Below are 12797 nucleotides of genomic sequence, written 5' to 3' on the forward strand. Positions count from 1 at the left end.
CGCTCTCCCTCTGTTCTAATCCTCGAACATTTCGGTCTGCCCGGTGTCGGGTGCATCGTCCTCGGTCAACGGTTCTGTGCCGGGCATGGCGCGGGCATCCAGCAAGCCTGCTGCCCGCAACTCGCGCAATCCTGGCAGATCTCGAGAGGATTCCAGACCGAAATGGTCCAGAAACTGATCCGTCACGACGAATGTCACCGGGCGTCCTGGCGACATACGGCGACGGCCAAGGCGAATCCATTCAAGTTCCAGAAGCTGGTCGATGGTACCACGAGACACTGCGACACCGCGAATTTCCTCGATCTCGGCCCGCGTGACCGGCTGGTGATATGCGATGATCGCCAGGGTCTCGATCGCGGCGCGGGACAGCTTGCGGGTCTCGACCTGTTCCTGCTGCATCAGATGGCCCAGATCCGGCGCGGTTCGAAACGCCCAGCCATCGCCAATACGAACGACCCGCACCCCTCGCCCTTCGTAGCGGCGGCGCAAATAGGCCAGCGCCTCGGCGGGATCGCAGCCGGTCGGCATCCGGCGGGCCAGTTCGGGCACCGTCATGGGCGCGACCGATGCGAACAGGATCGCTTCGACCATGCGCTCCTGCTCGCCCATCGGGGGGGCGGCAAACAGCGAGGGGGCATCGTCAGCCATGCGATCCGTCACAGGGGTTTCATCCGAAGCCGAAGCGGCGCGAAGGTCTCTGCCTGTTGTATCTGCACTGCCCCCTGTTTGGCGAGTTCCAGAGACGCCGCAAAATGCGCTGCGGTGGCCGAGCGCCGCCGGGCTGGCTCTCCTTTCCAGTCGTCAGGCAGAAAGTCCATCAGCGCGACCCAGTCGCCGGCATATCCGAGCATTCCGCGCAATCGGTCCAGCGCCTGTTCCATCGTGTAGACATTCTTGCGATCGAACGCATAGGGGCGGAATTCGTCGCGGGTCCGGATCCGGGCATAGGCTTGCATCAGATCCAGAAGCGTGGCGGTATACCGCAAGTTGCGGATGTGCGAAAACGCCTCTGGCGCACCACGCTGAAAGAAGTCGCGCCCCAACTGATCGCGCGCCATCAAGTTGGCCGCCGCCTCGCGCATGGCCTGAAGTCGCTCTAGCTGCCAGGCAAGATGGGCGGCCATATCTTCGGCACTCGGGCCTTCGTCCTCGGGATCCGGGGGCAGCAGGAGGCGCGATTTCAGATAGGCCAGCCAGGCCGCCATCACCAGGTAATCCGCAGCCAGTTCGATGCGCAGGCTACGGGCACGGGTGACAAAGACAAGGTACTGTTCCGCAAGTTGCAGCACAGAGATCCTTCGCAAATCCACCTTCTGACTGCGTGACAGCGTCAGCAACAGGTCAAGCGGGCCTTCGAACCCGTCCACATCCACAATCAGGGCTTCGGCCGCCAGCCGGTCAGGCACCGACAGCGCCGGGCCTTCGGGAAAGTCGAGCGACGGCTGGTCAGCCATGGTGGTGGGCGGTTGTTCCGATCATGGCCGAAAGGTCGGCGGCAAGCGCGGCAAAGTCAACGTTTTCCGGCGCGCGACGCGCTTTCAGGGCCGTCTCACATCGAACACGCGCCGCACCCGAAAGGCGGCCCGCGCCCTCGGCCGCCTGTGCGAACCCAAGGATCGCGTCATTGCAGTGCAGCACAAGATCACAGCCCGCAGCAATCGCACATGCCGCGCGGTCGCGGATCGGCCCGCTCAAGGCGCCCATGCCAATATCGTCGGTCATGATGGCGCCGCCGAACCCCCAATCGTCCCGCATCATCGCCAGGGCGGCAGGGTTCATCGTGGCCGGGAGATCCCCCAGGAATGGCAGCCGGATATGTGCAGTCATTCCAAGCGGCAGGTCGGTTAACGCCTTGAACGGGGCAAAATCGCTCGACTCCAGGTTGGCGCGGGACTGGTCGATCAGCGGGGTCTCCAGATGGCTGTCCTGTGTTGCCCGGCCATGACCGGGCATATGCTTGATCACCGGCAGCACGCCCCCCATCAAAAGTCCATCCGCCAGCGCACGTGCGTTGGCCGTCACTTCGGGCACGGAGGTGCCCATACAGCGGCTTCGCAAGAACGGGTGGGTCTCGGGCCAGGCCAGATCGGCGCAGGGGGCAAAATTCCCGTCGATGCCCACAGCCCGCAGTTCCGCCGCCAGCATCCGCCCCCGCAGATGAAAACTTGCCGGGCCGAACGGCGCCTGATCCAGCGGGGGCGCATATTCATGCCACAAGGGGGCACGCAGGCGTTGCACGCGCCCGCCTTCTTGATCAACGAACACCGGCGCATCGCGCCCCACCGCGGCGCGCAAGTCGCTGGTCAGGCGGCGCAACTGATCGGGCGTCTCGACATTGCGCGCGAACAGGACAAACCCCCAAGGCGCGGTCTCGCGAAAGAACGCGGCCTCGTCGCGGCCAAGTTCCAGGCCCTGGACCCCCAGTACAACGGCCGAAACCATGCTCACCGCACAGTGACCGAGTTGCAGCGCAGATCCCCGGACTCGATGGCAGCGCAGAATCTGCGGCTATCATCCTCGGTGTCAAAACCCTGCACCCGCAGGCGATAGAAGGTGCGGCCAGCGGCATTGGCAGGCTGGATCACACGATTCTTGCCCTCGAACAGGGCAACATGCTGGGTCGCCACGCGCGTCCATTCCTTGCGGGCGCTGTCGATATCGTCAAAGGCGCCGATCTGCGCAAGGCGAGACCCCGCCGCAAGCGTCGACGGGTCGATCTCGGTGGCGACGGGCGCCTGGGCCGAAACGCGGGTGGTGTTCGTGATCACGCCGTCCGCCGCGCCAGGCCGTGGCATGGGGCGCGGCGACCGCTGGACCACGTTTCCGGGCAAGGGTGGGCTGTCATCTGCGGCCATCGCGTCCTCTGCGGCGATTTCGGCCGCAGCCTGGCGGGCAAGCTCGTCGGCAAGTGCCAGGGTGCGGGCCAGGGTATCCGCCTCGGTCACTTGCTCGGGCGCCTCTGCACCAATGCCCGGCGCGTCGTCAGGCTCCAGCCCGATGGGGGGGTCTGCCAGCGTGATCTGGTCAGGCACCTCGCCTGCGGCACCTTCTGCCGCGATACGGTTGACCGACAGACCCACATGCGCCGCCAGTTTGCCGCCTGCATCATCGGGCGCCACACGGATCGGCCCTTCCATCGCCTGAATCACCGGCACGCCATTGGCATCGCGCACCGCCAGCCGATAGCCCCAAACCGCAACGCCGCCCACCAGTATGATCGTCGAGATCGCACCGGCAATGTTCAATAACCGGCCCATCGCCGCGCGGGGCGCGTGCGCCCCGGCCACGAATTCATTGAAATTCGCTTCCGCCATGTCCTGCTCCGCCTGCGCGGGCTGCCCCGCGCGTCACGGGATTGCCCCCGCGCTTGCCTGTGTCATGCCGGACGCGGCGCCTGTGATCAGCGCATTTCTTCGACCGGCTTGACCCCCAGAATAGCAAGACCGGCGCGAATGACAACGCCCGTGGCCCGGACAAGGGCGATTTTCGCCTGCGTCTGTGCCGGATCCTCCTGCACGAAGCGCAAGGATGGTTCGTCATTGCCCCGATTCCACAACCCGTGGAAGTCGGAGGCCAGTTCGTAAAGGTAAAAGGCAACGCGATGCGGTTCGTTCGCACGGGCCGCAATATCCACCAGACGCGGCCATTCGGCCAGTTTTGCGATCATGGCCAGCTCTGCCGGATGGGCCAGCAGCGATACATCGGCCCCGGTCAAGGCCGCATCGTCAACCGCGACACCAGAGTCCGCCGCCTTGCGCAACACCGAATGCACGCGCGCATTCGCATATTGCACATAGAAGACCGGGTTGTCCTTGGACTGCTCCAGCACCTTGTCAAAGTCAAAGTCCAGCGCCACGTCGTTCTTGCGGATCAGCATGATGAAACGGGTGACATCGGCCCCCGCCAGTTCGACCACGTCGCGCAGCGTTACAAACGTGCCCGCGCGCTTGGACATCTTGAAGGGTTCACCGTTCTTCCACAGCTTGACCAACTGGATCAGCTTGATGTCCAGCGGCACCTTGCCATCGGACAGCGCGGCAACAGCCGCCTTCATCCGCTTGACATAGCCGCCATGATCCGCGCCGAAGATGTCGATCAGCTCGTCAAAGCCACGCTTCACCTTGTCATAATGATAGGCAATGTCAGGGGCGAAATAGGTCCAGGAGCCATCCGATTTCATCACCGGGCGGTCCACGTCGTCCCCATGGGCCGTCGAACGGAACAGGGTCTGTTCGCGCGGCTCCCAGTCTTCGGGCGTCTTGCCCTTGGGCGGCTCCAGCACGCCCTCGTAGATCAGACCGCGCGAGCGCAGTTCGGTCAACGCCGCCTCGATCTTGCCGGTTCCGTACAAGGCTTTCTCGCTGGAATAGACATCCATCGAGACGCCAAGGGACGCCAGATCCTCGCGGATCATCTGCATCATCATGTCGGAGGCAAAGTCGCGCACCTCGGCCAGCCAGTATTGTTCGCCCTTGTCCAGCAGGGTGTCGCCGTATTTCTCCTTCAGCGCTTCCCCGACAGGGATCAGGTAGTCACCGGGATACAGCCCCTCGCGGATCTCGGGCGAAAGACCATGGGCCTCGCGGTAGCGTTCAAAGGCGGACCGGGCCAGCACATCCACCTGCGCACCGCCGTCGTTGATGTAATATTCGCGCGTCACATCCCAGCCGGCAAAGGCCAGCAGGTTCGACAGTGCGTCGCCCACGACGGCGCCGCGGACATGGCCCACGTGCATCGGGCCGGTCGGATTGGCGGAAACGAATTCCACGTTCACCTTGCGGCCCTGCCCGACGGTCGAGCGGCCGTAGTCGGCCCCGGCCTTCAGAATGACTGCGATCTGCGCCTGCCAGACATCGGGTGACAGCCGCAGGTTCAGAAAGCCCGGCCCTGCCACATCGGCGCTGGCGATACGCGGGTCGGCTGCCAGTTTCGCAGCCAGTGCCTCGGCAATGACGCGGGGCGCCTTGCCGGCCGGCTTGGCCAGCACCATCGCGGCATTGGTGGCCATATCGCCATGCGCCGCATCTCGCGGTGGCTCCACCGCAATATTGCTGCGGTCCAGGCCGGCAGGCAGCATTCCTTCGGCTTCCAGCGTGTCAAGCGCGGCCAGCACGGCGGCGCGGAATTCATCGAACAGGTTCATGATCTGCTTCCTCGGGATGTGCGGGGTTTAACCTGCGCCAGCCGTCAGGGCAACGGGGCTTGCCTTCCAGCGCTCGCCGGGCGGATCAATGCCATCAGATCTTTGCTGCGGCCACTTGCGGCGATCCGAAGCATTGGCCAGTGTACGGCGCAGTAAGGGAGACCCCGATGCATCCGCTCAACCCCGCGATGGCCGCCACATTTGCCCCGCCCGTGATGGAAGCCCGGCGGTGGCTTACGGAAACACCCCTGCCTGCGGGCCTGCCCCTGATCAACGTCAGCCAGGCGGCCCCGGTGGATCCGCCCCCGCTGGGCCTGCGACAGGCCATTGCAGATGCGGCACTGACCGACGATGCCGCGCATCTGTATGGCCCGGTCCTGGGCCTGCCCGAACTGCGGGCAGAGATCGCGCAACAATGGTCCTCTGCCTATGGCGGACGCGTCGATCCGCAGCAGGTGGCCATCACCCAGGGCTGCAATCAGGCGTTTTGCGCCGTTATGTCGACCATCGCCGGTGCAGGGGACGAGGTGATCCTGCCGACCCCATGGTACTTCAACCACAAGATGTGGCTGGACATGCAGGGCGTCGTTTCCGTGCCGCTGGCAACCGGCCCCGGCCTGATCCCCGAAGCGGACCGGGCCGCTGCGCTGATCACCAGCCGCACCCGCGCCATCGCGCTGGTCAGCCCGAACAATCCGGGCGGCGCCGAATACCCGGCCGAGACCCTGGCCGCCTTTCGTGATCTGTGCCGTGCCCACGGGCTGGCCCTGATCCTGGACGAAACCTACCGCGACTTCGACAGCCGCCACGGCCGGCCGCACGATCTGTTTGCCGATCCCGACTGGTCGGATGTGTTGATCCATCTCTACAGCTTTTCCAAGGCCTATCGCCTGACAGGCCACCGTGTTGGCGCCATATTGGCGAGTGCGGCGCGGCTGGCCGAGGTGGAAAAGTTCCTCGACACCGTTGCCATCTGCCCCGGCCAACTGGGCCAGATCGCCGCCCTTTGGGGAATGCGGAACCTTGGCCAATGGGTTTCGGGTGAACGGGCAGAGATCCTGTCGCGCCGCGCCGCAATGGTTGCGGGATTTCCGGCGCTGGAGGGATGGCGGCTGCTGGGATGTGGCGCCTATTTCGCCTATGCTGAGCACCCGTTTGCGGCCAGCGCGCCCGAGGTTGCACGCGAAATCCTCCGGCAGCAGGCGGTGCTCATGCTGCCCGGAACGATGTTCATGCCCGACAGCGACCCGGCAGGCGCCCGGCAAATGCGGATCGCCTTTGCAAATGTCGATGCCGCGGGCATCGCCACGCTGTTCAACCGACTTTCAAACCTGCGTCTGACGCTGCGCTGAACGCTTGCCCCGGCCTTCCGCTGCCCTTAGACAGGCACCAGTATTTTCAGGGCGCAGGAGGCGGGCATGGCGGCTGGCGGCAAGACGGGGCAGGTTCTGGTCTGGATCCTGATGGCCATGCTGATTCTTGGTCTTGGCGGATTCGGGATCACGAACTTCGGTGGCTCGGTGCGACGCATCGGGACGGTCGAGGGGCAGGACATTTCGACCGAAGATTACTTCCGCGCCCTGCGCAACGATCTGAACGCCTTGTCGGCACAAGTGCGCCGCCCGCTTGGCTTTGCCGAAGCTTTGGCGATGGGGCTTGATGCATCGGTTCGCCAGCGACTTGTGACCACTGCGGTGCTCGACGCCGAAGCGGCACGGCTGGGTATCTCGGTCGGCGATGCGCGGCTTGCTCAGGAAATCCGCGCAATCCCGGCCTTTCACAACATGTCAGGCAGCTTTGACCGCACAGCCTATGCCATGACATTGCAGGACAATGGCTGGAAAGAGGCGCAGTTCGAAACGCAGACGCGGCGCGATCTGTCACGCAGCCTGCTGCAAACAGCCGTCGCCACCGGCTTTGCCGGATCCGACGCTGCCGCAGCGGCCTATTATGACTATATCGAGGAACGGCGCAGTTTCTCTGTCCTGCGCCTGACCGAAGCCGATCTTGAGGCCCCGCTTGCAGAACCGGACGATGCTGCGCTCCGCGCCTATTACGACGCTCACCCGGACCAGTTCACCCGCCCGCAGACCCGCCGCATCACCTATGCCGCGTTGCTTGCCGATGATGTGGCGAAGGTGGTCCCGGTGGATGAGGCCGAACTGCGCAAGCTCTACGACCAAAGGATCAACGAATTCGTTCAGCCGGAACGCCGCCTGCTGGAACGTCTGGTGTTTTCGGATGACGATGCCGCCACTGCGGCCCGCAACCGGCTGGATGCCGGGCAGATCAGCTTTGAGGCGCTGGTCCAGGAGCGCGGCCTGACGCTGAACGACGTGGACATGGGCGATATTGCCAAAGCAGATCTGGGCGCGGCCGGGGATCCGATTTTCGAGATGGCCGAACCCGGCATCATCGGACCGCTGCCGTCACCACTGGGGCCGGCGCTGTTCCGCATGAACGGAATTCTCGCTGCGGATGAAGTCACCTTTGACGAGGCCCGAGAGGCGCTGACGTCGGAATTCGCGCTGGATGCGGCACGCCGGCAGATCCGCACCCGTGTCAATGAGATCGACGATCTTCTGGCTGGCGGCGCGACCTTGGAAGATCTGGCCGGGAATGCCGGTCTTGTGCTGGCCACCATCGACATGGAACCCGGCACGACCGACGGCATAGCCGCCTATCCCCGCTTCCGCGACGAAGCTGCAAAGATCACCGACAGGGATTTTCCCCAGGTGATCGAACTTGATGACGGAAGTCTCGTGGCCATGCGGCTGGACGAGATCCTCGCGCCTGCCTTGCGGCCCTATGACGAGGTCGCAAGCCAGGTGGCCGAGGCAGCCCTCACCGATGCCCTGAAACAGGCCCTTGCCGCCCGCCTTGCCGAGGTTCAGGCGCAGGTCGGCGCAGGAACGGCCATGGGCGCCTTCGGCATTGTCGAGGTCGCGCAGGCCATGCCTCGCGGCGGGCGGATCGACGCCGCCCCCGCCGATCTGGTCCAACAGGTGTTCGACCTTGAAACGGACGAGGTCGCGCCGGTGGTGACGGATGATTTCGTCGGCCTGATCCGTCTGGACCGGATTCTTGCTGCCGACCATTCCACACCCGAAGCCGAGCAGTGGAAGCAGATGCTGAAGATGCGCCAAGGGCAGGAACTGGGGCAAGACGCCTTTGCCCTGTTCGCCAGCGCGTTGGAGCAACGGGCCAAGATCACCCTCGACGAAGGCGCAATCGCCGCTGTCCACTCGCAAATGCGCTGACATCATGACCCTGATACCGGATTTTGCGACATTCGAGGCTGGCTGGAACGCCGGGCGCAATCAGGTCGTCTATGCCCGGCTGGCGGCAGATCTGGATACGCCCGTCTCGCTGATGCTGAAACTCGCCGAGGCGAGATCGGACACCTTCATTCTGGAATCGGTGACTGGTGGCGAGGTGCGCGGGCGATATTCCGTCGTCGGCATGAAGCCCGATCTGATCTGGCAGTGCCACGGCCAGACAAGCCGCATCAACCGGCAGGCCAGGTATGATGTCACCGCATTCGAACCGCTTGACGGTCATCCGCTGACCACGCTGCGCGCCCTGATCGCGGAAAGCGCCATCGACATGCCCGCGGATCTGCCCCCGATTGCGGCGGGCCTGTTCGGCTATCTTGGCTATGACATGATCCGGCTGGTCGAACGGCTGCCGGACGTGAACCCCGACCCGCTGGGCCTGCCGGATGCGGTGCTGATGCGGCCCTCCGTCGTGGCCGTGCTGGATGGCGTCAAGGGAGAGGTCACGGTTGTCGCCCCTGCATGGGTCGGCTCCGGCCTGTCGGCGCGCGCAGCCTATGCCCAGGCGGCGGAGCGCGTGATGGATGCGCTGCGTGATCTGGACCGCGCGCCCCCCGCCCAGCGCGATCTGGGAGAGGCGGCAAAGGTCGGCGAACTGCGGTCGAATTTCACGCCCGAGGCCTACAAGGCCGCCGTGACCAAGGCCAAGGACTACATTCGCGCGGGCGACATCTTTCAGGTCGTTCCGTCGCAACGTTGGGCAATGGATTTTTCGCTGCCGCCCTTCGCGCTGTATCGCTCGCTGCGACGCACCAATCCGTCACCTTTCATGTTCTTCTTCAACTTCGGCGGATTCCAGGTGGTCGGTGCCAGCCCTGAAATCCTCGTCCGTCTGCGCGACGGCGAAGTGACCATCCGCCCCATCGCCGGAACCCGCAAGCGTGGCGCGACCCCGGAGGACGACGCTGCGCTGGAGGCGGATCTTCTGGCAGATCCCAAGGAACTGGCCGAACATCTGATGCTGCTGGATCTGGGCCGCAACGATGTGGGACGGGTGGCCAGGATCGGCACGGTGCGGCCAACCGAGCAATTCATCATCGAACGGTACAGCCACGTCATGCACATTGTCTCGAACGTGGTCGGCCAGATCCGCGACGATGAAGATGCGCTCTCGGCTCTTCTCGCGGGGCTGCCTGCTGGCACTGTCTCGGGGGCGCCAAAGGTGCGCGCCATGGAAATCATCGACGAGCTGGAGCCTGAAAAACGCGGCGTCTATGGGGGGGGCGTCGGCTATTTCGCCGCCAATGGCGAGATGGATTTCTGCATCGCCCTGCGCACGGCCGTTCTCAAGGACGAAACGCTCTACATCCAGGCAGGTGGCGGCGTGGTCTATGACAGTGACCCTGAGGCAGAGTTCGAGGAAACCGTCAACAAATCGAATGCCCTGCGCCGCGCAGCGCAGGACGCAGGGATGTTCACCCGGCGCGGAAACTGACCCGCCTCCGTCGGGTATCTGACGCATCGTGAAGCGGGCAAGGCGCGTCCTTGCCCTTCGCTCTGATACAGACATCCCCGCCGGGGCATCAGCCCTGTGGCAAAACCCGTCTGTCGGGGTCAGGCCACCCGGTTCGGCACCTCTTGCCCATCAAAGAAGGCGTCAAGATTGTCTAGCGCCATCAGGCCCATGGCTTCGCGCACCTCCAGCGCAGCGGTGCCAAGATGGGGCAACAGCACTGCCGAGTCCAAGGCAAGCAGGGCCGGTGGAACCAGCGGTTCGTGCTCATAGACATCCAGCCCGGCCCCCGCGATACGACGCTGCTGCAAGGCGTCGATCAGCGCGGTTTCGTCCACCACATCGCCACGGGCAATGTTGATCAGGATGGCATGAGGTTGCATCGCGGCCAAACTCTCGGACCCGATCAGGTGATGCGTTGCAGCACCCCCCGGCACCGCGACCACGACCACGTCACAGCCAGCCATCAGGGCGGTCAGGCTGGCCACCTGCGTTGCGGGCATACCTGGATCTTCGACGGTCGAGCGGTTGAAGAACATGATCTCCATGCCGAATCCGAAATGCGCGCGCCTAGCAATGGCCTTGCCGATACGCCCGAAACCCACGACTCCCAGACGCTTTCCCGTGATGTGCTGGCCCAGCATCTGTGTCGGTTGCCAACCTTTCCACCCACCCGAGCGCACCAGCCGCTCGCCTTCGCCCGCACGCCGGGCCGTCATCAGCATCAGTGTAAGCGCAATATCGGCGGTGGCGTCTGTCACTGCGCCCGGCGTATTCGACACCACGACGCCCGACGCTTTTGCCGCAGCCACCGCGATATGGTTGTAGCCAACGCCAAAGTTCGCAAGGATCCGGCAGCGCGGTGCCGGAGCCTGCGCAAAGACAGTCGCGGTAAAGGCATCGCCCAGCGTGGTCAGCACCGCGTCATGGTCATACAGCGCGGCCAGTGCTTGCGCCTCGGTCAGCGGATCGAGATCTTCGCGCAGCGTCACATCATAGCGAGCAAGCGCGCGCGTCACGACACGGTCAGGCATGGTGCGCGAGATCAGAAGCTTGGGGGTCAAAACAGCTTTCCTCCATTCGGAACCGCCTGATCAGGGGCAATCAGTACCACCTCTCCCTCGGCATCCGGCACGCCCAGAACCAGCACTTCGGACATGACCTTGCCGATCTGCCGGGGCGGAAAGTTGACCACGGCCAGAACCTGCCGCCCGATCAGCCCGTCGGGGTCATAATGCCGGGTCAGTTGGGCCGATGACCGCTTCTCCCCCAGATCGCCGCCAAAATCGACCCAAAGCTTGATCGCAGGCTTGCGGGCCTCGGGAAAGGGTTCCGCCCTGGTGATCCGGCCAACACGGATATCCACCCTGGCAAAGTCGTCGTAGGTGATCGTCACTTGCCCAACTCCCGCCCCCGGTCCGCCGCCGCCTGAACGGCGCGGCGCAACAATGGCGGGAATCCGGTCTCCGCGTCCATCAACACCTCCAGCGCGGCGGCGGTGGTGCCGCCGGGCGAGGTGACGTTGATGCGCAGTTGCGCGGCGGTTTCGCTTGCCTGATATGCCAGTTCGCCGGCGCCGCACACCGTCGCGCGTGCTAGCTGCATCGCAAGATCGGGGGCCAGGCCCTGCGCATGACCAGCCGCCGCCAACGCCTCGATCAGATGAAAGACATAGGCCGGACCAGAACCGGAGACAGCCGTGACCGCGTCCATCTGGTGTTCTCCATCCAGCCGCACAACCTGCCCCACCGCAGACATCAGGGCCTGCGTCGTGTCCAGATGGGCGGCGGTCGTATGGGCATTGCCACAGATCGCAGTGATACCGCGGCCGACCGCCGCCGGCGTGTTGGGCATCGTGCGCACAATCGGGGTCGCGGCGCCCAGCACGGCCTCGTAGGACGCAATGAGCGTACCCGCCGCAACCGAAACGAACAGCGTGTTGCCCCCGCCATAGGACTGGAGCTGCGGCAAGGCGCCACCCATCATCTGAGGTTTTACCGCGACAAGAACAACAGCCGGGTTTTCAGGCAGCGGCTGGTTCACATGCACAGCCTGGGCCAGAACCCAGTCGGACGGATTGGGATCAATCACGTAGACCGCATCGGGCGACAAACCACCCGCAAGCCAGCCCTGCAAAAGCGCGGATCCCATCTTGCCGCAACCCAGCAGCACCAGCCCGCGTTCGGAAATCTTGCCAAAGTCCATGAGGTTCCCCCTGATCATGGCCGCAGCCTAGGAGGATCGGGGCAGACGGGCAAGCCGGTCAGGCCCGGCCCCAAGCCTCTGTCATGGCGACTTTCATGGCGTCTTCGGGGGTCTGCCCCGCCCAGGCAACCAGCTGGAAGGCCGGGTAGAAGCGTTCGGCAGCACCAACCGCGGCGCGGATCATCGCTTCGACCTGCTGAACTGTCGCGCTCTGGCCGCCCGAGAGCACAAGCCCGTAACGCCAGACCATCAGGCGCTGTTCCGCCCACCAGCTGAACGCACCACACCAGCATTCATCGTTGATCCGGTTCAGCAGTGCATAAAGCTGCGCCTCGCTGTCGGCAGGGGGCTCCATCTCGAAGGTGCAGATCAGGCGCAGCACTTCATCATTGCCCGACCACGCAAGCGTCAGCGAATAGGTGCGCCACTGCCCGGTGACTGCCATTGCGATCTGGTCATCCGTGACGCGGTCGAAATCCCACGCATGATGGGCGGCCAGGCTTTCGACCACGTCAAGCGGGTGGATATCATCTGCCAGCATCAGGTCTTCGGCAATCGACACGCGGCGTTCCTTCCCGGTCTACGTCTGGAGAACCCACGGTTTGGGGCCTGCATTCGCTTCACTCACTATATCACGCGGCCTGTTCTAGATATGGTGTCA

12 protein-coding genes are annotated in these 12797 nt (G+C 64.4%); 3 read left to right on the plus strand and 9 right to left on the minus strand.

Features of this window, described 5'->3' with window-relative positions:
* Positions 1-15: 15 nt before the first annotated feature.
* From scpB to argS, 5 genes are all read right to left on the minus strand, one after another.
* Complete coding sequence (gene scpB / locus BW970_RS15990) at positions 16-648, minus strand: SMC-Scp complex subunit ScpB (protein WP_076533271.1); 633 nt, start codon at positions 646-648, stop codon at positions 16-18.
* An 8-nt stretch (positions 649-656) separates the two neighbouring features.
* Positions 657-1454, minus strand: a complete 798-nt coding sequence (locus tag BW970_RS15995) for a segregation and condensation protein A (RefSeq protein ID WP_076533273.1) — start codon at positions 1452-1454, stop codon at positions 657-659.
* Entirely contained in the window at positions 1447-2442 is a 996-nt protein-coding gene (locus BW970_RS16000; RefSeq protein ID WP_076533275.1) for a glycoside hydrolase family 3 N-terminal domain-containing protein, read from the minus strand. The genes BW970_RS15995 and BW970_RS16000 overlap by 8 nt, the downstream gene beginning before the upstream one ends.
* 2 nt (positions 2443-2444) lie before the next feature.
* A complete protein-coding gene (locus tag BW970_RS16005; RefSeq protein ID WP_076533277.1) occupies positions 2445-3314 on the minus strand; it encodes an SPOR domain-containing protein in 870 nt (289 codons plus the stop codon).
* An 86-nt stretch (positions 3315-3400) separates the two neighbouring features.
* Positions 3401-5143, minus strand: coding sequence for an arginine--tRNA ligase (gene argS, locus BW970_RS16010; RefSeq protein WP_076533280.1), 1743 nt, complete (start codon positions 5141-5143; stop codon positions 3401-3403).
* Between the two features lie 167 nt (positions 5144-5310).
* Here argS and BW970_RS16015 point away from each other — a divergent pair, with 167 nt between their 5' ends.
* From BW970_RS16015 to trpE, 3 genes are all read left to right on the plus strand, one after another.
* Positions 5311-6495, plus strand: a complete 1185-nt coding sequence (locus tag BW970_RS16015; RefSeq protein WP_076533282.1) for an aminotransferase — start codon at positions 5311-5313, stop codon at positions 6493-6495.
* A gap of 66 nt (positions 6496-6561) precedes the next feature.
* The gene (locus tag BW970_RS16020; protein WP_076533284.1) at positions 6562-8403 is read left to right on the plus strand and encodes a peptidyl-prolyl cis-trans isomerase; all 1842 of its coding nucleotides are present in this window, start codon (positions 6562-6564) and stop codon (positions 8401-8403) included.
* Between the two features lie 4 nt (positions 8404-8407).
* A complete protein-coding gene (trpE, locus tag BW970_RS16025; protein WP_083701324.1) occupies positions 8408-9913 on the plus strand; it encodes an anthranilate synthase component I in 1506 nt (501 codons plus the stop codon).
* Between the two features lie 119 nt (positions 9914-10032).
* On the opposite strand, the gene BW970_RS16030 is transcribed toward trpE, so the two are convergent.
* Genes BW970_RS16030 through BW970_RS16045 form a run of 4 tightly spaced genes read right to left on the minus strand, consistent with a single transcriptional unit; the run spans position 10033 to position 12677 of the window.
* The gene (locus tag BW970_RS16030; RefSeq protein ID WP_076533413.1) at positions 10033-10965 is read right to left on the minus strand and encodes a 2-hydroxyacid dehydrogenase; all 933 of its coding nucleotides are present in this window, start codon (positions 10963-10965) and stop codon (positions 10033-10035) included.
* Between the two features lie 26 nt (positions 10966-10991).
* On the minus strand, positions 10992-11327 hold the full coding sequence (locus BW970_RS16035; protein ID WP_076533286.1) for a tRNA-binding protein: 336 nt from the start codon (positions 11325-11327) through the stop codon (positions 10992-10994).
* Positions 11324-12136, minus strand: coding sequence for a pyrroline-5-carboxylate reductase (gene proC, locus BW970_RS16040; RefSeq protein WP_076533288.1), 813 nt, complete (start codon positions 12134-12136; stop codon positions 11324-11326). Before proC ends, BW970_RS16035 begins: the two co-directional genes overlap by 4 nt.
* 58 nt (positions 12137-12194) lie before the next feature.
* On the minus strand, positions 12195-12677 hold the full coding sequence (locus BW970_RS16045; protein ID WP_371870140.1) for a type III secretion system chaperone family protein: 483 nt from the start codon (positions 12675-12677) through the stop codon (positions 12195-12197).
* Positions 12678-12797 lie beyond the last annotated feature (120 nt).

The sequence above is a fragment of the Gemmobacter megaterium genome, from assembly GCF_900156815.1.
In the GTDB taxonomy this organism is placed as follows: Bacteria; Pseudomonadota; Alphaproteobacteria; order Rhodobacterales; family Rhodobacteraceae; genus Wagnerdoeblera; species Wagnerdoeblera megaterium.